Consider the following 21920-nt stretch of genomic DNA (forward strand, 5'->3'; position numbering starts at 1 on the left):
GTCGATCGACAACACAGCTGGCATAATCAAGTCAAGGAGGGGTAATGAGTGACGAAGAAGTAGGCGAACTCATTCGCAGGGCACGTGCACGTGCCAACATGAGTGTTCGCAAACTGGCGGCAGCAACTGCGCTGGATCCAGCATTTCTTAGCAGGTTGGAAAATGGCAAGAAGAGCCTGTCGGTAGAGGTTCTGCAACGCATAGCGGCCGAATTAGACGATGCTGATTTGAATATATGTGTGAGCCGCCACGTACGGTCCTACTTTCGTCAGGCGTTCGGCGTCAAAGCTGACGAGGCTGAGATTCTGGCCGGACTGATCGAAGATTTTCAAGCAAAACGTAAAGAACAGGAGGACCCCCGTGACAAGAACCCCCACCAAGGAGGTGATGACGAAACTAATCACTGACCTACGTTCCATCGCACCGAAACGACCACTCAGCTACGGCGAATCATTGCAGGTAGCGCGCACACAAGCCGCCCATCTGCGCTCGTGGGCAAAAGCCGACGAAGCCGAGATCGATCATGCCTGGCTCACCAAACAGCGCGCCATCCCGGTTGAGTTTGTGCCTAACCATCGACTCATGGAACAGGCTAGCGGCCTGACGACCAACGCTGTCAACAACCAGATTCGTATCTATCTCAGCGACTACGAACCGGAAACTCGAACCAGATTTTCACTTTTCCACGAGTTCAAGCACGTATTGGACTTCGATGACGCAGACGTACTGCATGAGCGTCTTGGTAGCGGAAACGCAACCCGCCAGAGCGCTCAGATCGAGCTGATCTGCAACGAGTTCTCAGCGCATGTGCTCATGCCGTTCGAGCTAGTGAAGCGGATCTGGTTTCGAACCAAAGACATCGACCTCACCGCAAACTTGTTCAACGTCTCCCCGGAAGCCATGAGCACCCGCCTCACTCGACTCGGCTTGATCCCACGACCATATAACTCCACGAAGCATTTCTTCCGCCCAGCCGGTTTTATCCACGTTCCAGATCTCACCCTCGACCCCTGCGCTGCTTAGCGCGATGTGGTAGCCCTTTAACAACAAAGGTGGTGACCCGAATTGAGCACGATCTCGCCGAACAAGCGAGTCCGTGACGCCGCCACGAAGCCTGTGCTGCGGTTCTTCCTGTACCTGCGCGTCTCGTCCAAACGACAGACCGACACTGATGCCGATATCGACCCGGACGGCAACTCGGTCGACACCCAACGAAAGATCGGGCACGCCAAGTCGCGTGAGCTGGGTGGCGTCATCGTTCGTGAGTACGTCGAGCCGCCCAAATCTGGCCAAACGCTGGAGAAGCGGCCGGTCTTTCAGACGATGATGCGCGACATCCGGGACGAGCGGGACGTCCATGGCGTGATCATCTACCTGCGGTCGCGCGCTTTCCGCAACTACGTCGATGCCGGGAACACAGAGGTTGCGCTCGGCAAGCTGGGCGTCAAGCTCATCTCCGCATCGCCCAAGGAAGAGTTCGGCGAAGGCAACATGGCGCAGGCCATGAAGGCCATCATGGACGTCTTCAACTGGTTGCAGGTCAAGCAAAGCGGCGACGACATCAAGATTAAGATGGGGAACAAGGCACGCAATGGCGGCACTATCAACAAAGCGCCGCTTGGTTACCTGAACACCACGGTTGCTGTCGACGGACACAAGGTCAATACCGTCATCCTCGACCCCGACCGACACCACTACATCCCCATGGCGTTCGAGCTGTGGTCCAGCGGCGAGTACCCCAACATTGCCGAGTTGCGCGCGGAACTGACCCGTGCAGGACTGCGGATGCCCCACACGGGAAAGCCGGTCTCCGAACAGACGCTCTACAACCTGATCCGGGACCGCTACTACCTCGGTGTCGTCACCTACGACGGGATGGAGTACGCGGGCAGGCACCCACGGCTGATCGAGCCCGAACTGTTCGACCGGGCGCAGCGCGTCAGCGACTCCCACGGCGGATCGGGTACCAGGCAGCGTGTCCACAACCACTACCTCAAGGGCTTGGTCTACTGCGGACGTTGCAAGTACCGGCTGGTCGTCAGCTACGTCAAAGGCCAGCACGGCGGCGAGTACTACTACTTCTACTGCCGAGGCCGTCAGCAAGGTTTGTGCGACCTGCCCGGCATCCCCGTAGAGGTCGCCGAGGAAGCTGTGGCCGCCCACTACGCCTACGCCCTCACACTGCCCGCTGATTGGCTCGCTGAGGTGCGTGCAGACGTGGATGAGGCGGTGAGTAGTCACCTGGTGCTGACGGACGCCATGCGCGCCCAGTACGCCAGCGAACTCGCCAAGCTCGACCGCAAGGAGAACTACTTCCTCGATCTGGCTGCCGAGGAAGAGTGGCCCAAGGACAAGTTGCGTGACAAGGTCACCGCGCTGCGCACGGCACGGCGAGACATCGAACAGACGCTCGACACGGCCAGCGGGGAACTCGACCACAGCCGAGCCATCTTCCAAGCCGCGCTCGAACTGCTCACCGAACCCGCACGCGCCTACCGAGCCGGTGACGAAGTCGTACGCACCATCCTCAACAAGGCGTTCTTCACCCGCCTCTACCTCGACGGCAGCAAGGTCATCGACCACCAGGCCAACGAGCCGTTCGAAGCACTGACCGACGCCTACCGCGAGTACCGGATCGTCCGCCAAACGAACAGGAGCGCCACCCTGGCGAACCTGGGTGACGCTCCTGTGTCTGACCTAGGCGGCTCCTTGATCCTTGCGGGCCAAGGTTGTGATAGCCGCCGTTACGTGGAGCTGCGGGGAATCGAACCCCGGACCTTCTCGATGCGAACGAGACGCGCTACCAACTGCGCTACAGCCCCGAACTTGGTGCGCGGAAAGCGTATCAGGATGTGCGCACCGGGGTTGTTGGGGGGGGCTACTCTCCGACGGCTCGGCGGTAGGGCAGGTGTGAGGGGTCGCCGAGTTCGTCGAACCAGGGGTCTTCGTCGTCGATGTCGATGACGACGGCGCTGGGGTGGGCCATGCGGGTGGGGGCGTGGTCGCGGGTGGGGCGGGTGTCTTCGTCTTCGTAGGTGTCGTATTCGTCCGCGTAGGGCCGGGCGTGGGAGCGGCGGGCGGCGGGCATGCGGGCGTAGCGCCGTTGGCGGATTTCTTCTTCGATCCGGACCTGGCGGCGCAGGTAGGTGAGGTAGCCGATGAGGGCGAGGTCGGTCGCGCCGTGCGCCCACCAGAGGGTTGGGTTCAGGGTGGCGGCGAGGGCGACCGTAATGACCGCGAGGGCGATCATCAGCAGGACGACGCGTTGGCGGAAGCTGTATTTGGCGCGGGCGGCGCGGGCGGCGGCGTCGGGGTCGTAGCCGCCGCGGCCGGGGCGGTAGCGGCGGACTTCGGTGTCGGGGTCGTCTTCGATTCCGGCTTCGTCGAGCTCGTCGAGCTCGGGGTCCACCTCGTCGACGTCGCTCATCGCGAAGTCCTCCCGGGTGTCCTCGGCCTCCTCGTGGAGGTCGTGCAGGTCGTCTTCTTCGTCGTGGTCGTGGTCGTGGGCGCTGCCGCTGCGCACGACTCGTGCCGCGAGCGCGGAGTCCGCTGTTCTGGCGATTTCTTGGCGCTTGCGCACGACCATGGGGACGAGGACGACGAGCCATGCCACTACGAGCGCGACCACGATCAAAGAGCTCGGCATATCCCGGCACCTCCCCCGAACTTTGCGACGCACGCGTCCCTGCATTCGCCACGTTAGTCACAACAGTCACACCCTTGGCGGAGGCGCGCCGACCACGTTCACCCATTCGGCTAGTTCGTAAGTGGACCTTCCACCGTAACGGCCTTGATCAAACCAATTTGCCGTGAACTTCGGGCACCGTTATGGCAAATCCGCGCCGCCGTCAGCGATCAGGCGCGCTACCAGGCCCTTTGGTATGTCCTCTGTGGTCAGTGCGAAACAAAGATGATCACGCCAGTCGCCCGCCACGTCGAGGTAGCGGCGGAAGAGGCCCTCCTCGCGGAAGCCCAGCTTGCTCAGCACACGCAGGCTCGCGGCGTTCTCCGGGCGCACCGTGGCCTCGATCCGGTGCAGCCCGGCCGAGGCGAAGCAGTGATCGACAACGAGGGCCACGGAAGCGGTCGCGACGCCCCCGCCGGTGACCTCGCTGTCGACCCAGTAGCCCACCCAGGCCGAGCACAGCGAGCCGCGGATCACGTTGCCCACGGTGATCTGGCCCGCGAACTCGCCGTCGACCGTGATCACGAACGGCAGCGACATCCCGCGCCGCCCCAGGGCGCGCAGCGTCGACCACTGGGCGGGCCAGGCGATGCCCGCGTTGCGCTCGGCCCACGACCCGGGGACCGACGGCTCCCAGTTCTCCAGGTGCCGTTGGTCGCGTTTACGGATGCGGCTCCACGCGGCGGCGTCCCACAGCCTCGGCGCCCGCACCTCGACCACGCCCGCGCCCACGGCAAGCGGGCCGAGGCGGGCGGGCCAACCCGGGTGGCTGCCCGCGGGCACGCTAGCCACGCTGGGCGAGGAAGCTGACCTGCACCTGCTCGCCGACGGGGACCTCGGTCGTCTCTTCGGCCACGAGCACCAGGCAGTTCGCCTCGGCCAGCGACGCCAGCAGGTGCGAGCCGGAAAGCCCGAGCGGCTGGACCAGGTACTCGCCGTTGGACTCGTCGCGCAGCAGTTGGCCCCGCAGGAAGCCGCGGCGGTCCTTCGTGGACGTGATCGGCGAGAGCAGCCGGGCGGTGACCACCCGGCGGTGCGGGTTGCGCTTGCCCTGGGCGGCCCGGATGAGCGGGCGGACCATGACCTCGAAGACCACCAGCGCGCTCATCGGGTTGCCGGGCAGCAGGAACGTCGGCACGGCGTCGGGACCGAGCCTGCCGAAGCCCTGCACCGAACCGGGGTGCATCGCGACCCTGGTCATGTCGACCTCGCCGAGGTCCTGGATCGCCGAACGGACCTCCTCGGCCAGTTCGCCGCCGACACCGCCCGCGATGACCACGATCTCCGACAGCAGCAGCCTGCTCTCGACGATCTCGCGCAGCCGCTTCGGGTCGCTCTCCAGGATCCCGACCCGGTTGACCTCCGCGCCCGCGTCGCGGGCGGCGGCGGAAAGGGCGTAGGAGTTGACGTCGTAGACCTGCCCCTGTCCGGGAGTGCGGTCTATGTCCACCAGTTCGTCGCCGACCGAGATGATCGATACCCGGGGCCTTGGGTAGACGAGCACCTTGGAGCGGCCGACGGCGGCGAGCAGACCTACCTGGGCCGAGCCGATCACCGCGCCCCGGCGGACCGCGACGTCGCCGGTCTGCACGTCCTCACCGGTGCGCCGGACATAGCCCGCCGACGGCACCGGCTGGTGCACGGTGACCTTCGCGTGGTGGCCGTCGGTGAACCCGGTGGGCAGCACGGCGTCGGCGAGCGTGGGCAGCGGCGCGCCGGTGGCGATGCGCACGGCCTGCCCCGGCTGGAGCCTGCGCGGCTGCCGTGAGCCCGCGGCGATCTCGCCGACGACCGGCAGCTGCACCGGCTCCTCGCCCGCGGCCTGGGTGTCGACACTGCGCACGGCGTAGCCGTCCACCGCCGCCTGGTCGAACCCCGGCAGCGCGCGCTCGGCAACGACCTCCTCGGCGCAGAGCAGGCCCTGCGCCTCGGAGATGGCGACCCGCACGGGGGCGGGCCGGACCGCGGCCGCCAGCGCCCTGGCGAGTTGCTCGTCGACTGACCTCATCCGGTTACCTTGTCACCAATCGCGTCCTGGACCCGGCATCTACACGCCGGCAACCCGTTCCCGCAGCCATTCCCGCAGGTCGGGCCCATACTCCGGGTGCTTGAGGGCAAAGTCCACGGCGGCACGCAGGAAACCCCCGGGATTCCCGAGGTCGTGCCTTCCGCCGCGGTGGACGACCACGTGCACCGGATGGCCTTCGGCGATGAGCAGCGCGATGGCGTCGGTCAGCTGGAGTTCGCCGCCCGCGCCCGGGGTGATCCGCTTGAGGGCGTCGAAGATCGCGCGGTCGAGCAGGTAGCGGCCGGCGGCGGCGAAGGTCGAGGGCGCCTCGGCGGCGGGTGGCTTCTCCACCATGCCGTGCACCTGCTTGACGTCGGGATCGTCCGTGTCAACCACGTCGAACACGCCGTACGCGGAGATCTGGTCGCGCGGGATGTCAAACGCGCACAGCACCGAGCCGCCGAACTTCGCGCGCACGGCGGCCATGCGGGTCAGCACGCCGGTCGGCAGGACCAGGTCGTCGGGCAGCAGGACGGCGACGGCCTCGTCGTCGCCGCGCAGGTTGCCTTCGGCGCAGCCGACGGCGTGCCCCAGGCCCAGCGCCTTCTCCTGGATCGCGGTCTCGACCTCCAACAGCCCGGGGGCGCGGCGGACCTTCGCCAGGAGTTCGGTCTTGCCGCGCTCTTCGAGCGTGCGCTCCAGGTCGGGCTGTGGGCGGAAGTAGTCGGCCACCGCGTCCTTGCCGGGCGAGGTGACGATGATCAGGCGCGTCGCGCCCGCCTCCGCGGCTTCCGCGGCGACGTATTCGATGCCCGGCGTGTCCACCACCGGGAGCAATTCTTTGGGGACTGCTTTGGTCGTGGGCAGGAAGCGGGTGCCAAGGCCTGCCGCTGGGACGATGGCGGTGGTGAATGCGGTCGACGCGCTCATGGGCACGCAGCCTAACCTCGTGGTGTGGCTTCGCCTGGGAGTGATCTCGAAGACGCACGCGAGTGGACCAAGGACCAGTGGCGCTCGACGTTGCTCAACAGGCGCCGCCGCCTGCCCGCGAGCGCCCGCTTCGCCGAGGCGATCCAGCTCACCACGCTGCTGACCAGCGGAAAGGTCGTGCGGCGCGGTCAGACGCTGTGCGCGTACGTGCCGATCGGCTCGGAACCTGGCTCGGTGCAGATGCTCGACGATGTCGCCGCGCACGGGGTTCGGGTGCTGCTGCCGATCGTCGCGGGCGAGGGTCCGCTGGACTGGGCGTGGTACGCGGGGCAAGACTCGCTGCGGCCGGGTCCGTTCGGGCTGCTGGAGCCGATCGGCGAACGGCTGGGCGCCGCGGCGCTGCGGATCGCGGACATGGTCTTGGTGCCCGCGCTGGGCGTGGACCGCGCGGGGGTGCGGCTGGGCCGTGGCGCGGGGTATTACGACCGGACGCTGGTCATCGCGGCCCCGGACACCCCGCTGGTGGCGGTCGTACGCGACGACGAGACGGTCGACCGGCTGCCGCGGGAGCCGCACGACGTGCTGATGACCGCCGCGCTGACCCCGGGACGGGGCCTCATCCAGCTGCCGCGACTGTGAGATCCGGCGGAGATGTTTGCGCTCCGCACGCGTGGTGTCGCAGAATTGGGGTTAGCACTCCGGCTGGCCGAGTGCCAGGTTTCGAGAGGGAGCCATCGTGCCCACGTACCAGTACGCCTGCACGGCGTGCGAGCACCGCTTCGACGCGGTGCAGTCGTTCACCGACGCCGCTCTTTCCGAGTGCCCGGAATGCGCCGGTCGCCTGCGCAAGCTGTACGGCTCGGTCGGCGTGGTGTTCAAGGGCAGCGGTTTCTACCGCACGGACAGCCGCTCCGGGCCGAGCACCACCGCGCCCGCGGCCACTCCCGCCGCGACTCCGGCGAAGTCCGAGTCGGGTTCGACAGCGTCGTCCCCGTCCACCTCGTCGTCCTCGACCTCGTCGAGCACGACGTCCACTACCACGGCCAAGGCTTCCTGAGCCGCTTCACGCCGTAGTTGTCCACAGCGCCCGGGCGGGCATCCACAGCCTGGGCGCTCTGGGTTCCCGGCACCGCCCGAACTCCCTAACGTCGAGGTCGTCAGCCATCTCGATCTCCGGGAGCCGTCGTGCCGCGTTTCACCACCCGTTCACTCACACTCCGGCGGTCTGTCGCCGCCGTCCTTGTCCTGCTCGCGGCGGTCCTGTGGCTGCGCCCGGTCGCCGACCGCACGGCCCCCATGCTCGTCGCCTCCCGCGCCCTGGCGCCCGGTGTGGATCTGTCGACATCGGACGTCCGGGTCGTGCGGGCGCCGCCTGAGGTCGTCCCGCGGGCCGCGTTCACCGAGCCGGACGCCGTCGCCGGCCGGGTGCTGGCGGGGGCGACGGGCGAGGGTGAGCCGATAACCGAGACGCGACTGGTCGGGCCTTCGGCGGTCGGGCCCGGGTTCGCCGCGGTGCCGGTGCGCTTATCGGATCCGGCGGTCGCCGAACTGGTGCGGCCCGGGTCGCGGGTGGACATCGTTTCCACCGACAAGCGCGGCGGCGAAGCGGTGGTCTTGGCGCGCGACGCGACCGTGGTGACGGTGCGGCGTGACGATCAGGTGAACGGTGGACGTCGCGGGAGTCTGCTGCTTATCGCCCTTGCGAGGGATTCCGCGGCCAGGGTCGCCTCGAGCTCACTGGAACGGCCGGTAGCCGTTACCCTCCGATAGTTCATTCCCCCGTACGGTGTATTCGCCGTTCGTCATGATTGGAGTGCCCAGGTGCTGAAGGGCTTCAAAGACTTCCTGATGCGCGGGAACGTCATCGACCTGGCGGTCGCGTTGATCATCGGTCTCGCGTTCACCGCCATCGTCACCGCGTTCACCGACGGCCTGATCAAGCCTCTGATCAACGCGATCGGCGGCTCCGACGCGGCGCAGGGACTCGGTTTCAAGATCCTGAGCGACAACCCGTCCACCTTCATGGACTTCGGGTCAGTGATCAACGCGGTCATCAACTTCGTCATCATCGCGGCGGTCGTGTACTTCCTGATCGTGCTGCCGGTGCAACGCATCCAGTCGCGCCGCAAGCGCGGCATGGAGCCCGGCCCGTCTGAGCCGACCGATGTCGAGCTGCTCATCGAGATCCGCGACCTGCTCCGCCAGCAGCAGATCCGCTAGCCCCTTGGGGGCGTCGGGGATGATGGACGCATGAGCGAGCAGCCGACCGAGGACGAACACCGACGCAGGCGCGATCTCGACGCCATCTTCGGGGACGTGCTGCCCGAGACGACCTCGGACGAGCGCGACCCGCCGAAGGGCGACGACGACCGCGACGAGTGGTACCGCCTCAACCGCCCACCCCACCACGGCGGCTAGCTAACACCCAGACGAACGACAGCGAGTCCCCGGTTCGGCAGTCCCGAACCGAGGACTCGCTGTCAGCCGCCCAACCGCCCACCAAACCGCAGCCCAAGGGGTACCGGGACGGCGGCCGACCACGGTCACCCACTATCCGCCGCGGCCGCCCGCCAGGTGACCCCAACTCAAAATTCCGGGGAGGCGGTGCAGTCAGTTGCCGTCGAGGCCGGAGAGTTCGCCGATCACGTAGGGCACCAGGGACGACAGGGTGGCCATGCCATCGCGGACCGCGCTGCGCGAGCCGGCGAGGTTGACCACCAGTGTGCTGCCCGAGACACCCACCAAGCCGCGCGAGATGCCCGCGTCGACCGCGCCCGCGGCCAGACCGGACGAGCGCAGCGCCTCGGCGATGCCGGGGATCGGGCGGTCGAGCACGCCCTGGGTGGCGTCCGGAGTGACGTCGCGGGGGGAGACCCCGGTGCCGCCGACCGTCACCACGAGGTCGGCGCCGCCGATCACCGCGGTGTTGAGCGCGTTGCGGATCGCGACCGTCTCGCCTTCGACCGGGACGATGCCGTCGACGATGAAGCCCGCTTCCTCGAGGAGCTCGGTCACCAGCGGTCCGACCGTGTCCTCATGTTCCTTGTGCGCCACCCGATCGTCGACGATGACGACGAGGGCCCTGCCGAGCCGTTGCGCGCTGCGTTCCATGTCCACCAACCTAGCCGCCCCGACCGAACCCGGCCCCTGAAGGTGACCGTTTCTTGCCGACCTCTCAGGTGTGCCCGGCCGCGAGCGGCAGGCGGACCTCGAAGCGGCATCCGGGGCCGTGGTTGCGGGCCGCGATGCGGCCGTGGTGGGCCTCCACCAACCCCTTGGCGATGGCCAGGCCGAGTCCCCCGCCCACGTGGTCGTCCGGGCGCGGTGTGCGGGCGCTGGTGCCGCGGAAGGCGACGTCGAAGACGCGGGTGAGTTCCGTTTCCGGGATGCCGCCGCAGGAGTCGTCGACCGACAGGACCGCGTCGCCGCCCTCGACCCCGACCTGGACGGCGACCGTGCCGTCCGGCGGCGTGTGGCGAATGGCGTTGGCGACGAGGTTGTAGACGATGCGGGCGAGTTCCGGGTCGCTGCCGAGCACCACCGGCCAGACCTGGGCGTCGGTCCGCACCCGGACGCGCTTGCGTTCGGCGACAGGTGTCTGGGCGGACAGGGCGTCGCTGATGACTTCCCGCAGTGGGACCGCCGACATGGTGAGCCGCAGGGCGCCCGCGGTGATGCGGGACAGCTCGAACAGGTCATCGACCATGGTGGAGAGCCTGCGGGTTTCGCCGCCGATGCGGTGGGCGTAGCCGGAGACCTCCTCGGGTGAGGTGACCACGCCGTCGGCGAGGGCCTCGGCCATGGCACGGATGCCCGCGAGCGGGGTGCGCAGGTCGTGGCTGATCCAGGCGACCAGTTCGCGGCGGGAGGCTTCGGCGGCGCGCTCGCGTTCACGGGCCTCGTGCTCCCAGACACTGCGGCGGGCGATGCGCCTGCCCAGCAGGACCGCCAGGGGCACGGTGACCAGGGTGACCAGCAGGCAGATCAACAGCATCGTGGTCAGCGTGGTGGTGAACATGAATCCGCTGATGCCAAGGACACCGACGACGACCGCCGCGACCGGAACCAGCACGAGAACGGTCATCGCCGAGGACAGCGAACCGTTGCGCAGCGCCCGAAGCAGCAGGGCGCCGAGCAGGACGACGGGCAGCACCGTCAGCAGGGCGAACGGCAGGATGTGCCAGAGGTGCAGGAGCAGTTCCCTGAGGGACTCCCCGGACGCGACCATCAGCGCTCCCCGTCGTAGCGGTACCCGACGCCCCACACGGTGACGATGCGGGTCGGTTTCGCCGGGGTCCGCTCGATCTTCTCCCGCAACCGTCGCACGTGGACGGTGACGGTGGACTGGTCGCCGAAGTTCCAGCCCCAGACCCGGTCCAGCAGCTGCTCGCGGGTGAAGGCCTCCCCCTGGTGGCTCATCAGGAACTCCAGCAGGTCGAACTCGCGGGTGGTCAGCGCCAGCTCGGCACCGTCCACTGTGGCTTTGCGCGCGGCGGCGTCCAGCCTGAGGTCACCGTCGACAAGGTCCTTGGCCCGCACCGGCGCCGCGGCCCGCGCCCGGCGCAGGACGGAGGTCACGCGAAGCGCGAGTTCCTTGGGGCTGAAGGGTTTCGTCACGTAGTCATCGGCGCCGAGCTGCAGCCCGGCGATGCGGTTCTCCTCCTCGCCGAGCGCGGTGAGCATGACCACCGGCACGGCACTGTGCTCACGCAGCCGCCTGCACACCTCCAGGCCGTCGATGCCGGGCAGCATGAGGTCGAGCACCACCAGATCGGGCTCGTTCTCCGCGATCCAGCGCAACGCGTCCTCACCGTTGTCGGCGAGCGCCACCTGGTGTCCGTCGCGCTCCAGGTAGCGCCGCACCACGTCGGACACGGTGAGATCGTCGTCGACGACCAGCACCCGGCCGGTCGGTTCCATCGGTTCCGCCTCTCACCAGGGGTTCACCGTCCATCGTGAACCAGCCGGACCAGGAAAGCAGTGATCGGCGCCGGATCGTCAGCGGACCGTAAGAGTCAGGCGAAGGCCGGCCGAGAAAGCAGCCTGGAACGCGCGACAGGAGCCGCAGGCGGGCGGGCGAGGGTTGCGATCCGTCCGCTTGCGACTCCTGTGCCTGGCTCCTGTCGGAGACCCAGTCCGGCCTGGGGCCAACAGACCGGAGATCCTATATAGGAGTGTCCTATTCGGTTTCCACTGGCTGTCCCGCAAGCGTTGCCTCGACTGTACGCGCACCGTCGCCGATTACCAGCTTGACTTTGTCCCCCGGCGCATGGGATCGGACTGCCGCGACGAGTGCGTCCGAGGTGTCGATTCGGCGGTCGTTGAGCTTGGTGATGACGTCGCCCGCGGTCAGTCCGGCTTTCTCCCCCGCGCCGCCGGGCACGACCTGGGAGATGAGGGCGCCGCCGCCGCTGTTGTCGCGGACGCTGACACCGAGCACGGTCTGGGTGGCTTTTCCGGTCTTGACGATCTCTTCGGCGGTGCGCCTGGCCTGGTCGATCGGGATGGCGAAGCCGATGCCCACCGAGCCGCCCGCGCCTGAGCCGGAGCGCGGGCTGTAGATGGCCGAGTTGATGCCGACGACCTGGCCGCGCATGTTGACCAGCGGGCCGCCGGAGTTGCCCGGGTTGATCGCCGCGTCGGTCTGGATGGCGTCCATGACCGTGGCCTGGCTGCCGTCCTCACCGCCCGCGCGGGTGGGCCGGTTCAGCGAGCTGACAATGCCCGACGTGACCGTGCCGGACAGCTCGAACGGTGAGCCGATCGCGACCACGCTCTGGCCGACCCGCAGGTCGCCGGAGCTGCCGAGTTCGACCACGGTGAGCCCGGAGATCCGCTCCGCGCGCACCACGGCCAGGTCCGATGACGGGTCCCGCCCGACGATGGTCGCCTTGGCGGTGCGCCCGTCCTGGAACACCGCGACGATCTCCCCGTCGTCGGCGGCGGCTTCCACGACGTGGTTGTTGGTGACGATCAGGCCGTCCTGGCTGATGACGAAACCGGACCCCTCCCCCGCGGAGGACCGGCCACGCACCTGCAACTGCACGACGCTGGGCAGCACCTTCTGCGCGACCGCCTCGACCGAGCCCTCCGGCGCGGGCGTGGACGCCTGCTTCGCGGGTTTGGGCGCGTCCAAGGCGCTGGACGTGCTCACCGGCGAGCGCGAGTCGGCGACCAGATACCCGCCGGCGGCACCCGCGGCACCGCCGACGATGAGCGCGAGCACGGTCATGCCCGCGACCAGTCCCCCGGTCTTGCGGCGCGGCGGCTCGGCCGCGGCGATCCGCTGCGGCGGCGGAAGGTGGGGCGGGGCGTAGGGATCGGCCACCGGCTGCCCCGCATAGCTGTGGTGACCGGTGAACGCGGTGCCGTAGAGGACCTGGTCCCGGCCGGAATACCCGGGCTGCTCCGGTCCCACGGCGGGCTGGTTGGGCGGCGGGCTCGCCACACCGGCCGACCAAGGGTCCGCGGCGACTGCCGGGCCATCGGACTGGGTGCCGGGGTAGGCGGCGAGCTGCTCGAACGTCGGCTGCGCTTCGGCGGAGTCTGTGTCGTTCTCGGGCGGACGGCCCAGGTAGTCCTCGCGGGTGTACCCCACGGTGGTCGAGTGGCCGGGGCCCTGCTCCCCGGCCACTCGGCCACCGGTTTCCGACTCGGCGAGGCCCTGCACCTCGCGTGAGCCGTGGTCCTGCGGGTCGGTCGTGCCCTCGGCGTTGTCCGGCCCTGGGTGCGCGGGGCCCTGCACCCCGCGCACCCTGGGGTCGAACGCCTGGTGGTCTGGGCCCTGCACCCTTTCCACCGGGTTCCCCGACTCCCGTGCGGCTTGCGCCGACCACGGGTTGACCTGAAGTCCCGGTTCCCCGGGCGTGTCCTCGGGCCTGTCGTCCGTCATGTCCCCTACCTTGCGCCAGTCTACTGAGAAGCGCCTGAGACCGTCCTGTGCGAAGGCCGTGAACTCGACAATCTCACAGCGAGGTCTTCCGGGGTCACATCGTTGATCCAGACGGCCATTCCGGACTCCGAACCGGCAAGATACTTCACCCGGTCGGCCGTTCGCAGTATCGAGAACACCTGCAAATGGAGCCATGCCAGGTCGCGGCCGGTGTTGACCGGCGCCTGGTGCCAGGCCGCGATGTAGGGAAGCTCACGGTCGTAGAGGCCGTCGAGCATGCCGAGCACCTGCCGGTAGACCTCGGCGAAGTCGTCGCGTTCGGCGTCGGTGAGCGCGGGCAGGTCGGGGACCTGGCGGTGTGGGACGAGGTGCACCTCGACCGGCCAGCGTGCCGCGGCGGGCACGAAGGCGGTCCAGTGGGCCGAGTCGATGAGCACCCGGGTGCCCTCGGCGCGTTCGGCGGCGAGGACGTCGCCCATCACCGGGCGGCCGTGTTCGGCCTGGTAGGCGGCGGCGACCTCAAGCATCCGGGCGGTGCGCGGAGTGATGAACGGGTAGCCGTAGACCTGTCCGTGCGGGTGGCTGAGCGTCACGCCGATCTCGTCGCCGCGGTTCTCGAATGGGTACACCTGCTCGACGCCGGGCAGCTCGCCGAGCGCGGCGGTGCGGTCGGCCCAGACGTCGACGAGGGTGCGGATCCGGCTGACCGGCAGCGCCCCGAAGGACACCGAGTGGTCGTCGGTGAAGCAGACCACCTCGCAGCGGCCCACGCCCGGCGCGGCGGGCACGAGACCGGTCGCCGTGGCGGCCGTCGCATGCGGGGCGAACGAGGGGAAGCGGTTCTCGAAGACCACCACGTCGTAGCCCGGTTCCGGGATCTCGGTCGGCCTGTCGTCGGTGGACGGACACAGCGGACACAGCCCGGCGGGCGGCTTGTACGTGCGGGTCTGGCGGTGTGCGGCGAGGGCGACCCACTCGCCGGTCAGCGGATCGCGGCGGATCTGCGAGGTGTTCTCGGCGGGCGTCAGGTCGCGCTGGTCGACGGCCGTGCGCGGGGGCGCGTCGGGGGAATCGTCGAAGTAGAGGATCTGCCTGCCGTCGGCGAGCTTGCCTTCCGTCCGCCTCACTGGTCGGCCTCGACCGCTGCGGGCACGGACGCGATCACGAGTTCGCCGACGCGCTCTTGCAGCACTTCGCGCGCGTCGTCCGGAATGCCCTCATCGGTGACCAGGACGTCAGCCTCCTCCAGGTCGGCGATGGTGGAGATGCCGACGACACCCCATTTGGTGTGGTCGGCGAGCACGACCAGCCGCCCGCCCGCCTCGACCAGCGCGCGGTCGGTCTCGCACTCGTCGAGGTTGGGCGTGGTGTAGCCGGCGCTGTCGGACATGCCGTGGACGCCGAGGAAGACCATGTCCAGGTGCAGCGATCGCAGCGACTGCACGGCGACCGGGCCGACCAGCGCGTCCGACGGGGTGCGCACGCCACCGGTGAGCACGACCGTGCGGTCGGAGCGGCCGGCGTGGCGCAGGACGTCGGCGACGCGGATCGAGTTGGTGACCACCGTCAGGTCCGGGATGTCGGCGAGGAACCGGGCGAACGTCCACGTGGTGGTGCCCGCGGACAGCCCGATCGCGGTGCCGGGCCGGATGAGGCCCGCGGCGCGGGCGGAGACCGCTTCCTTCTCCGGGAGGGCCCGGACCGACTTCGCCTCGAATCCGGGCTCGTCGGTGCTCCGGCCGATCACCGAGGTGGCGCCCCCGTGCACCTTTTCCAGGAGCCCGCGTTTGGCCAGGACATCGAGATCTCGGCGGACCGTCATGTCGGACACGCCGAGTCTTGTGACCAGCGCGTGGACCTGGACGGCGCCGGTGCGGCGGATCTCGTCCAGGATCAGTTCTTGTCGCTGACGTGCGAGCACAACATAATCCTACAAGGTCGAACGCGGGAATTTGTTAGGGCTCACCCCGGGCTACCCGGAAGGCGCATCGCCATCAGCGCGCCGCCGTCGGCCGAGCGGCTGGCGTACACCGATCCGCCGTGCCGTTCGGCGGCCTGTTTCACGATCGCGAGGCCCAAACCGGAGCCGGGAAGGGTCCGCGCCTCCTCCGAACGGTAGAAGCGGTCGAACACGTGCGGCAGGTCGGCGTCGCTGATGCCGGGCCCGGCGTCGGCGACCTGGAGGAAGGCGAAGCCATCGCCCATGGGCTGCAGCTCGACCCGGACGGTCTCCCCTGGCGGGCTGAACTTCACCGCGTTGTCCAGCAGGTTCAGCACCGCACGCTCCAGCGACGCGGCGTGGCCGACCAGGTGCCACGGCTGCAGCCGGACGTCGAAGTGGATCTCGCCGCCCGCGCGCCTGCGGGCCCGGTCGAGCGCCTGCTCGACGACCTCGGCCAGTTCGACGTGTTCCTGCACGGCCGGTGCGGCGTCCTCGCGGGCCAGTTCGACCAGGTCGCCGATGAGCTGGGTCAGCTCGTCGAGCTGGGCGCGCAGGTCGTCGTGGATGTCTCGGCGGTCGCGCAGCGACAGCGAGGGCGCGCCCGGCTGCTCGGACGCGAGCATGAGTTCGAGGTTGGTGCGCAGCGAGGTCAGCGGGGTGCGCAGCTCGTGGCCCGCGTCCGCGACAAGTCTTCGCTGACGTTCCTGGGACTCGGCGACGGCGCCGAGCATGGTGTTGAAGCTGTGGGTGAGCCGGGACAGCTCGTCGTCGCCCGCGACCGGAATCGGCCGTAGATCACCCGTGTGAGTGACTCTTTCGGCCGCGGCGGTCAGCCGCTGGACGGGTCGGAGGCTGCCGCGGGCGACGGCCGTGCCCGCGATGGCGGCGACGATGATCCCGGAGCCGCCGATCACGATCAGCACGACGGAGAGCTTGGCGAGGGTGCTCTTGGTGGACTCCAGCGGCTGCGCGAGGACGAGTGCGGCGCCCCTGGCGAAGAACGGGTACTTCATGGCCAGGACCCGGGTGTCGGTCGCCTCGTCGGTCCGAAAGGACGTCTGCTTCTCGCCCGCGGCCACGAGAAGCTCGTCGGGCCCGATCGGGGGGCGTACAACCGGACGGTTGAACGCGGACCTGCCGGACGCGTCGATCACGTCGAACTTGATGTCGGTCAGCTCCAGGAAGAAGCTCGGAATCTCGGTCTTCCCGGCGTCGACCTCCTGGGTGTTGTTGACCAGCGCTTGCGCGCGCTCCGTCAGGTTCTCGTCGATCTGCTGGTAGAGGCCGCGGTAGACGGTGATGTAGGCGCCGAGGGACACCAAGGCGACCGCGCCGCCGACGCACATGGCGGCGAGCAGGGCGATGCGGGTGCGCAGCGAGACGCGCTGACGGATCTCCCCGGTCGGCGCGTCGCCCACGGGGGCGAAGGTCATCAGGGAGGTGTCTCCCGCAGCACGTAGCCGATCCCGCGGACCGTGTGGATCAGCCGGGACTCGCCGTCGGCCTCGGTCTTGCGGCGCAGGTAGCCGACGTAGACCTCCAGCGCGTTGCCGGAGGTCGGGAAGTCGTAGCCCCAGACCTCTTCGAGGATGCGGCCCCGGGTGAGGACCTGCTTGGGGTGCGACAGCAGCAGCTCCAGCAGGGCGAACTCGGTGCGGGTGAGGCTGATCGGCCGCTCGCCCCGGCGCACCTCCCTGGTCATCGGGTCCATCTCGAGGTCGGCGAAGCGCAGCGGCGCGGCTTCCGGCGTGCCGGGCTGCTCGGGCGTGGCCCGCCGCAGCAGGGCGCGCAGCCGGGCCAGCAGCTCCTCCAGCGCGAACGGCTTGGGCAGGTAGTCGTCGGCGCCCGCGTCGAGCCCGGCCACCCGGTCGGACACCAGGTCGCGGGCGGTGAGCACGAGGATCGGCAGGTCGTCGCCGACGCCGCGCAGGCGCCTGCAGACCTCCAGGCCGTCGAGCCTGGGCATCATGACGTCCAGGACCATGGCGTCGGGGCGGGTGCCCGTGCCGTCGGTGCCGAGCACTGTCTCGAGGGCCTGCCTGCCGTCGCTGGCGAGGTCCACCTGGTAGCCGTTGAACTGCAGCGACCGCCGTAGTGACTCGCGCACGGCCCGATCGTCGTCGACTACGAGGATGCGCATGTGGTCAGTGTTCCCTGCGCTGCTGAGATGCGCCTGAGAGCTCGCCTGGGCGTGTCGTGAGAGCGCGTCTGAGAACTGGCGTGCGCGAGAGTCGTGATCGAGGTGGTTCCTGGCGGTGCGGACGGATCGGCCTCATACCGGAGTTGTCTGTGGGCGCATCCGGCCGTGCCGCCAGGGGCCAGCCTCGGCGCGGCTATCGCGTGCGCCAGTTCTCAGACGCGCTCTACGTGAGTCCATGCGCGACTGGGACGTTCCAGCGCCGCCACAGGGCGACGAGCCGGATGACCACCACGAGCATGGCGCCGACCGCGGTGACCAGCACCGAGGGCAGGCCGAGCCGGGCGCCCGCGACGACGACCACGGCGCCCGCGAGCGCGGCGACGGCGTAGATCTCCCGGCGCAGGACCAGCGGGATCTCGCGGAGCAACAGGTCGCGCATGGCGCCGCCGCCGATGCCGGAGGTCATCCCGATCAGGCACGCCGTGTACGCCGGGACACCGACGGCGAGCGCGGTCGCGGTGCCCGAGACGGTGAACAGGCCGAGGCCGACCGCGTCGAGGAGCAGCACCGCCTTGCGCAGCCGGGCGACCTGCGGATGGAAGGCGAAGACACCGAGCGCGGTGGCGATGGGCACGGCCAGATAAGGCCAGTCGCGCAGGGTCGTCGGCGGGGTGATGCCGAGGAGCACGTCCCGGATGATGCCGCCGCCGAGCGCGGTGGTGAGGCCCAGGACGACGACGCCGAACAGGTCGAGCCGTGCCCGCACGGCGGCCAGCGCACCCGAGGCGGAGAACACCGCGAGCCCGACCAGTTCCAATACGACGATCACCACGAAGGTGCAGGTTACGCGCCCGTGCGGGCGAATGGCGCAACACGTCGGTGACAGTTCCGGAATTGAATTCGGTGCGCCGGAAATCAAACAACGCCAGGCCGAAACCGTCCGTTGTCAGGCACGTCACAGCGCCAATACATTTCGCCGAACAATGACGTTCGCCGGCTTTCCGCTGAAGGGTGAGCAGTGCGCGGAAAGCGAGCGGCACGCTCACCGGCGGGTTCACGACCCCGCCGGTGAGCGGCTGCGGCCGAGCCGACTCGATGATCACTTCGATGATGTCCGGCCCGGGCGACACGCTCACCCCGTGCGGCCCGGGCGCGTCGCTCAGCAGGGAAACGCGATATCCGCGGCGGGATCGGTGTCGCCGATGGTGTCCCAGTCGGCGAAGTAGACCTCGCGCGGTGAGCCGGACGGTTCGCGGGACTGGCCTTCCAGCCACTGCTCGACGGCCGTGTACGCCCCGAGGATGTTCGGGTAGACGACCTCGCCCTTGGTGATGGTCACGTAGGCCTCGTCGTGCGCCTGCTCCTCGCGCACGACGAGGCCACCCGTGGGCTGGACGGTCCCGTCGAACGGCACGGCCACCTCGATCGGTCCGTCGGAGTCGGTCGAGACGTCGCCGTGGTAGATCACCAGCGGCGCCCCGGACACCCTCGCCCCGGTGGCGGCGAGATGCTTGAACAGCCGGTCCATCGAGGCCCCGATGTGGCCGGGCAGCGCGTCGGCGAGGGTGTTGAGGGAGACGGCGAGCACCCGCTGCGCGGGGACTTCGCGGATCTTGACGTCGTACATGTCGGTGGTACCTCCGGTCAGTGTGGTGAGCAAGAACCGCACAAGACCGCGCCTGCCTTCGTGTTCGGCGTCCGTCCGCCGCCACTCCGCCTCGACCTCGACGGCGACGTCGGCCGGGTCGAGGTCGAGCACCTCCCCGATCCGGGCCAGCGACATCCCGATGCCGCGCATCATCGCGATGCCGCGGGCGCGGTCGAGCTGGTCGGGCCGGTAGAAGCGGTAGCCGGAGAACTGGTCGACATCGCTCGGGCTGAGCAGCCCCAGCGAGTCGTAGAGCCGCAGCGCCTTGGGGGACAGCCGCGAGCGTCGGGCGAAATCGCCGATCATCATGCGGTCTTCGTGCATGTCCCCACCGTCTCCCTTGCCCCAAGGGCAAAGTCAAACTCAGAAGGTATCGGCGATCCGGAGTTGGCGCGGCGCGGTGTTCGCCGCGTCGAGCATCGGCGCGTCGCCTTCCAGCACACCGGCGCGGCGCAGGGTGTCCGTGGTCGCCGTGCCCGCGAACCATGGCCCCAGAGCTCTGGCGTGCAGGCGGACCGTTCCGGTGCCGCCGGGTTCGAGCCGCATGACGCCGGACTCGTGGACCAGGCGGTGCCTGCCCGCGTTCCAGGGCGCGTGCTCGTCGGTGATCTCCAGGTCGACGGCGAAGTCCGGCAGGTAGTCCGGCCAGCCGCGGGCCTCGACCGCGGCGGCGAGGTCGACCACGCGCAGCATGAACGGCTCGACGAACCGGGGCAGGTGGCGCGGCATGCCGAGCAGCAGGTCGTGGACCACCGGGTCGACCAGGCGCAGCGACACCTCCTCGACCATCCCCGCCCAGCTCGACAGCCTGCCGAGCAGGGTCAGGGCGGCCTCGGCGTCACGGGCGACGAGGTCCCAGACCGTCAGGTCGTTGGCGCTCGGGCGACTCGCGGCGACGTAGCCGCGCAGGCCGTCGTCGCCGGGGACGATGTCGACGATGTCGAGTTCGAAGATCCGGGAGACCTGGAAAGCGGGTTCCGACCGGTCCAGCATTCCGTCCACTGTGGACGCGACGTCGAGATAGAGCCGGTGCAGCGCCGGGAGGTCGGCCTCGGCCGCGCGGCGGACCGGAGCGCGACCGGGCGGCAGCGCGGCCAGGACGGAGATCGGGACCTGGACCCGCTCGGCCGACCCGACCTGTTCCCAGCCGCGGCCGCGGTAGAGCGGCGGCGTGGCGGCGAACAGGATCGACAGCGGCTGCCCGGCCTCCCGCATCCCGGCGAGTGCGGCGTCGAGCAGCGCGCCCGCCACGCCCCGGCCGCGGGCGTGCGGGTCGACGGCGACGGTGGCGATGCCGCCTGCCTGCACCGCGCGGCCGCCGAAGAACTGGCGGTAGGCCCAGATCCGCAGCGTCGCGCAGGTCTCGCCGTCGACGTCGGCGACGAACCCGCGCCAGGCCGCGGACTCCGCGGCCCAGGCGTCGTCGCGCGGGGAGCCGAACGCCAGCTTCCGCATCCGGTGCACGGCGTCGGCGTGCTCCGGCGCGTACGGCCGGATCGTCACCACGTGAAGAAGCCCTGGCCCGACTTGCGGCCGAGTTCGCCACGGGCGACCTTGTCGCGCAGCAGCTGTGGCGGGGTGAACCGGTCGCCCAGTTCGCGGGCGAGGTGCTCGGCGATGGACAGCCGGACGTCGAGGCCGACGAGGTCGGTCAGCCGCAGCGGGCCCATCGGCCAGCCGTAGCCCAGCCGCATGCCGGTGTCGATGTCCTCCGGCGAGGCCACGCCCTCCTCGACCATCCGGATCGCCTCCAGCCCGACGCCCACGCCGAGGCGCGAGGTGGCGAAGCCGGGCGAGTCCCGGACCTCGATCACGGACTTGCCCAGGGCCTCTGCCCAGCCGCGCACCCGCGCGATGACCTCGGTCGACAGCCCGGCGTGGTGCACGAGCTCGACCAGCGTCTGGACCGGTACGGGGTTGAAGAAGTGCATGCCGATGACCCGCTCGCCGGGCAGCCCCGCGGCCAGCTCGGTGATCGACAGCGACGAGGTGTTGGACGCGAGCACGGCGTCCGGGCAGGTGTCGGCGATCTGGCCGAGCACGGACCGCTTGAGGTCGAGCTTCTCCGGCACCGCCTCCACGGCGAGCGCGGTGTCCGCCGGAAGGTCACCCAGGTTGTCCACAGTGGACAGGCCGCTCAGCAGCTCGTCCGCGGTCGTGGTGAGTTTGCCGCGCTCCTCGGCCTTGCGCAGCGACGCCTCGACGGCCTTCGCCCCCGCGGCGGCCCGGTCGGCGTCGGCCTCGGCCAACACCACCCGGCTGCCCGCGGCAAGGAAGACGTGCGCGATGCCCGCGCCCATCGTGCCGCCGCCGATCACCGCGACGGTCGCCGGAATCATGCTCACTGGGTCTCCTTGATCTCGGCCGCGAACATCGCGACCAGGTCCATGCCGCCCATCTCGGTCAGATTGGAACCCGCCGCCTGCCATTCGGGTGACTTGAACGCGGCCATCATCGCGGCCTCGGACTCGAAGTACAGCTCCGCGATCAGGTAGGGCTCGGACTCGCCCAGGAACCCCGGCACGAAGGTGCGCGTGACATGCGCGACCTCCTGACGCAGCAGGCCAGGGGTCCGGTCGATGAGCGGGAAGTGCGAGCTGAAGTACTTCTCATCGAAGTCCTCGGCATCGGCCGGGCGCTTGTACAGGGCGATGTACTTGATCACAGTGACACTC

General features: G+C 69.3%; 24 protein-coding genes, 1 tRNA gene and 1 pseudogene. 8 read left to right on the top strand and 18 right to left on the bottom strand.

From position 1 onward, the window contains the following. The first annotated feature begins 44 nt into the window (after positions 1-44). The 3 genes and pseudogenes from ACUZ2Y_RS16150 to ACUZ2Y_RS16160 all read left to right on the top strand — a co-directional run. Positions 45-407: a helix-turn-helix domain-containing protein gene (locus tag ACUZ2Y_RS16150; protein WP_476319599.1), complete on the top strand. Its 363-nt coding sequence runs from the start codon at positions 45-47 to the stop codon at positions 405-407. A 175-nt stretch (positions 408-582) separates the two neighbouring features. Further along, positions 583-1023 (top strand): ImmA/IrrE family metallo-endopeptidase, encoded by a 441-nt coding sequence (locus ACUZ2Y_RS16155; RefSeq protein ID WP_476331867.1) that lies wholly within the window; start codon positions 583-585, stop codon positions 1021-1023. A gap of 93 nt (positions 1024-1116) precedes the next feature. Further along, a pseudogene (locus ACUZ2Y_RS16160) lies at positions 1117-2106 on the top strand (recombinase family protein); the annotation flags it as partial. 643 nt (positions 2107-2749) lie between these two features. On the opposite strand, the gene ACUZ2Y_RS16165 reads toward ACUZ2Y_RS16160, so the two are convergent. From ACUZ2Y_RS16165 to ACUZ2Y_RS16185, 5 genes are all read right to left on the bottom strand, one after another. Then, a tRNA-Ala gene (locus tag ACUZ2Y_RS16165) sits at positions 2750-2822 on the bottom strand. A gap of 56 nt (positions 2823-2878) precedes the next feature. Beyond that, positions 2879-3646 carry a divisome protein SepX/GlpR gene (gene sepX, locus ACUZ2Y_RS16170; protein ID WP_476319601.1) on the bottom strand — a complete coding sequence of 256 codons (768 nt, stop codon included), beginning with the start codon at positions 3644-3646 and terminating at the stop codon, positions 2879-2881. A 180-nt stretch (positions 3647-3826) separates the two neighbouring features. Next, positions 3827-4477 carry a GNAT family N-acetyltransferase gene (locus ACUZ2Y_RS16175; protein ID WP_476319603.1) on the bottom strand — a complete coding sequence of 217 codons (651 nt, stop codon included), beginning with the start codon at positions 4475-4477 and terminating at the stop codon, positions 3827-3829. After that, entirely contained in the window at positions 4470-5693 is a 1224-nt protein-coding gene (gene glp / locus ACUZ2Y_RS16180; protein WP_476319605.1) for a molybdotransferase-like divisome protein Glp, read from the bottom strand. The genes ACUZ2Y_RS16175 and glp overlap by 8 nt, the downstream gene beginning before the upstream one ends. A 39-nt stretch (positions 5694-5732) precedes the next feature. Next, a complete protein-coding gene (locus ACUZ2Y_RS16185; protein WP_476319607.1) occupies positions 5733-6623 on the bottom strand; it encodes a UTP--glucose-1-phosphate uridylyltransferase in 891 nt (296 codons plus the stop codon). Positions 6624-6647: 24 nt separating this feature from the next. Here ACUZ2Y_RS16185 and ACUZ2Y_RS16190 point away from each other — a divergent pair, with 24 nt between their 5' ends. The 5 genes from ACUZ2Y_RS16190 (at position 6648) to ACUZ2Y_RS16210 (ending at position 9041) form a co-directional block, all read left to right on the top strand. After that, positions 6648-7262 (top strand): 5-formyltetrahydrofolate cyclo-ligase, encoded by a 615-nt coding sequence (locus ACUZ2Y_RS16190; RefSeq protein ID WP_476319609.1) that lies wholly within the window; start codon positions 6648-6650, stop codon positions 7260-7262. 97 nt (positions 7263-7359) lie between these two features. Further along, positions 7360-7680 carry an FmdB family zinc ribbon protein gene (locus ACUZ2Y_RS16195; protein WP_476319611.1) on the top strand — a complete coding sequence of 107 codons (321 nt, stop codon included), beginning with the start codon at positions 7360-7362 and terminating at the stop codon, positions 7678-7680. Positions 7681-7808: 128 nt separating this feature from the next. Next, the gene (locus ACUZ2Y_RS16200) at positions 7809-8393 is read left to right on the top strand and encodes an SAF domain-containing protein (protein ID WP_476319613.1); all 585 of its coding nucleotides are present in this window, start codon (positions 7809-7811) and stop codon (positions 8391-8393) included. A 51-nt stretch (positions 8394-8444) separates the two neighbouring features. Next, complete coding sequence (gene mscL / locus ACUZ2Y_RS16205) at positions 8445-8843, top strand: large conductance mechanosensitive channel protein MscL (RefSeq protein ID WP_476319615.1); 399 nt, start codon at positions 8445-8447, stop codon at positions 8841-8843. Positions 8844-8873: 30 nt separating this feature from the next. Further along, positions 8874-9041: a hypothetical protein gene (locus ACUZ2Y_RS16210; protein WP_476319617.1), complete on the top strand. Its 168-nt coding sequence runs from the start codon at positions 8874-8876 to the stop codon at positions 9039-9041. Positions 9042-9233: 192 nt separating this feature from the next. Here ACUZ2Y_RS16210 and ACUZ2Y_RS16215 read toward each other — a convergent pair whose 3' ends face one another. From ACUZ2Y_RS16215 to ACUZ2Y_RS16275, 13 genes are all read right to left on the bottom strand, one after another. Then, positions 9234-9734, bottom strand: a complete 501-nt coding sequence (locus ACUZ2Y_RS16215) for a MogA/MoaB family molybdenum cofactor biosynthesis protein (protein ID WP_187223340.1) — start codon at positions 9732-9734, stop codon at positions 9234-9236. A 64-nt stretch (positions 9735-9798) separates the two neighbouring features. After that, positions 9799-10851 carry a sensor histidine kinase gene (locus ACUZ2Y_RS16220; RefSeq protein WP_476319619.1) on the bottom strand — a complete coding sequence of 351 codons (1053 nt, stop codon included), beginning with the start codon at positions 10849-10851 and terminating at the stop codon, positions 9799-9801. Continuing rightward, entirely contained in the window at positions 10851-11543 is a 693-nt protein-coding gene (locus ACUZ2Y_RS16225; protein ID WP_476319621.1) for a response regulator transcription factor, read from the bottom strand. The genes ACUZ2Y_RS16220 and ACUZ2Y_RS16225 overlap by 1 nt, the downstream gene beginning before the upstream one ends. 259 nt (positions 11544-11802) lie before the next feature. Next, positions 11803-13515 carry a S1C family serine protease gene (locus ACUZ2Y_RS16230; RefSeq protein ID WP_476319623.1) on the bottom strand — a complete coding sequence of 571 codons (1713 nt, stop codon included), beginning with the start codon at positions 13513-13515 and terminating at the stop codon, positions 11803-11805. A 20-nt stretch (positions 13516-13535) separates the two neighbouring features. Continuing rightward, positions 13536-14642 carry a galactose-1-phosphate uridylyltransferase gene (gene galT / locus ACUZ2Y_RS16235; RefSeq protein WP_476319625.1) on the bottom strand — a complete coding sequence of 369 codons (1107 nt, stop codon included), beginning with the start codon at positions 14640-14642 and terminating at the stop codon, positions 13536-13538. Beyond that, complete coding sequence (locus ACUZ2Y_RS16240; protein ID WP_476319627.1) at positions 14639-15436, bottom strand: DeoR/GlpR family DNA-binding transcription regulator; 798 nt, start codon at positions 15434-15436, stop codon at positions 14639-14641. Before ACUZ2Y_RS16240 ends, galT begins: the two co-directional genes overlap by 4 nt. 41 nt (positions 15437-15477) lie before the next feature. After that, positions 15478-16890, bottom strand: coding sequence for a sensor histidine kinase (locus ACUZ2Y_RS16245; RefSeq protein ID WP_476319629.1), 1413 nt, complete (start codon positions 16888-16890; stop codon positions 15478-15480). Next, positions 16890-17597: a response regulator transcription factor gene (locus ACUZ2Y_RS16250; protein ID WP_091378887.1), complete on the bottom strand. Its 708-nt coding sequence runs from the start codon at positions 17595-17597 to the stop codon at positions 16890-16892. Before ACUZ2Y_RS16250 ends, ACUZ2Y_RS16245 begins: the two co-directional genes overlap by 1 nt. 223 nt (positions 17598-17820) lie before the next feature. After that, complete coding sequence (locus ACUZ2Y_RS16255) at positions 17821-18429, bottom strand: trimeric intracellular cation channel family protein (protein ID WP_476319633.1); 609 nt, start codon at positions 18427-18429, stop codon at positions 17821-17823. A 327-nt stretch (positions 18430-18756) separates the two neighbouring features. After that, positions 18757-19569: a MerR family transcriptional regulator gene (locus tag ACUZ2Y_RS16260; RefSeq protein ID WP_476319635.1), complete on the bottom strand. Its 813-nt coding sequence runs from the start codon at positions 19567-19569 to the stop codon at positions 18757-18759. A 39-nt stretch (positions 19570-19608) separates the two neighbouring features. Further along, positions 19609-20748 (bottom strand): GNAT family N-acetyltransferase, encoded by a 1140-nt coding sequence (locus ACUZ2Y_RS16265; protein ID WP_476319637.1) that lies wholly within the window; start codon positions 20746-20748, stop codon positions 19609-19611. Further along, on the bottom strand, positions 20745-21584 hold the full coding sequence (locus tag ACUZ2Y_RS16270) for a 3-hydroxyacyl-CoA dehydrogenase family protein (protein WP_476331869.1): 840 nt from the start codon (positions 21582-21584) through the stop codon (positions 20745-20747). The genes ACUZ2Y_RS16265 and ACUZ2Y_RS16270 overlap by 4 nt, the downstream gene beginning before the upstream one ends. A 2-nt stretch (positions 21585-21586) precedes the next feature. After that, on the bottom strand, positions 21587-21910 hold the full coding sequence (locus ACUZ2Y_RS16275) for an EthD family reductase (RefSeq protein ID WP_476319640.1): 324 nt from the start codon (positions 21908-21910) through the stop codon (positions 21587-21589). Positions 21911-21920 lie beyond the last annotated feature (10 nt).

It is taken from the genome of Actinokineospora sp. UV203, assembly GCF_056323665.1.

Bases quoted from the DNA above. Each gene is read 5' to 3' on its own strand.
- ACUZ2Y_RS16220 (WP_476319619.1), bottom strand. From the start codon at position 10,851: ATGGTCGCGTCCGGGGAGTCCCTCAGGGAACTGCTCCTGCACCTCTGG.
- glp (WP_476319605.1), bottom strand. From the start codon at position 5,693: ATGAGGTCAGTCGACGAGCAACTCGCCAGGGCGCTGGCGGCCGCGGTC.
- sepX (WP_476319601.1), bottom strand. From the start codon at position 3,646: ATGCCGAGCTCTTTGATCGTGGTCGCGCTCGTAGTGGCATGGCTCGTC.
- ACUZ2Y_RS16210 (WP_476319617.1), top strand. From the start codon at position 8,874: ATGAGCGAGCAGCCGACCGAGGACGAACACCGACGCAGGCGCGATCTC.
- ACUZ2Y_RS16150 (WP_476319599.1), top strand. From the start codon at position 45: ATGAGTGACGAAGAAGTAGGCGAACTCATTCGCAGGGCACGTGCACGT.
- ACUZ2Y_RS16215 (WP_187223340.1), bottom strand. From the start codon at position 9,734: ATGGAACGCAGCGCGCAACGGCTCGGCAGGGCCCTCGTCGTCATCGTC.
- ACUZ2Y_RS16250 (WP_091378887.1), bottom strand. From the start codon at position 17,597: ATGCGCATCCTCGTAGTCGACGACGATCGGGCCGTGCGCGAGTCACTA.
- ACUZ2Y_RS16270 (WP_476331869.1), bottom strand. From the start codon at position 21,584: ATGATTCCGGCGACCGTCGCGGTGATCGGCGGCGGCACGATGGGCGCG.
- ACUZ2Y_RS16260 (WP_476319635.1), bottom strand. From the start codon at position 19,569: ATGCACGAAGACCGCATGATGATCGGCGATTTCGCCCGACGCTCGCGG.
- ACUZ2Y_RS16230 (WP_476319623.1), bottom strand. From the start codon at position 13,515: ATGACGGACGACAGGCCCGAGGACACGCCCGGGGAACCGGGACTTCAG.
- ACUZ2Y_RS16245 (WP_476319629.1), bottom strand. From the start codon at position 16,890: ATGACCTTCGCCCCCGTGGGCGACGCGCCGACCGGGGAGATCCGTCAG.
- ACUZ2Y_RS16155 (WP_476331867.1), top strand. From the start codon at position 583: ATGGAACAGGCTAGCGGCCTGACGACCAACGCTGTCAACAACCAGATT.
- ACUZ2Y_RS16185 (WP_476319607.1), bottom strand. From the start codon at position 6,623: ATGAGCGCGTCGACCGCATTCACCACCGCCATCGTCCCAGCGGCAGGC.
- ACUZ2Y_RS16225 (WP_476319621.1), bottom strand. From the start codon at position 11,543: ATGGAACCGACCGGCCGGGTGCTGGTCGTCGACGACGATCTCACCGTG.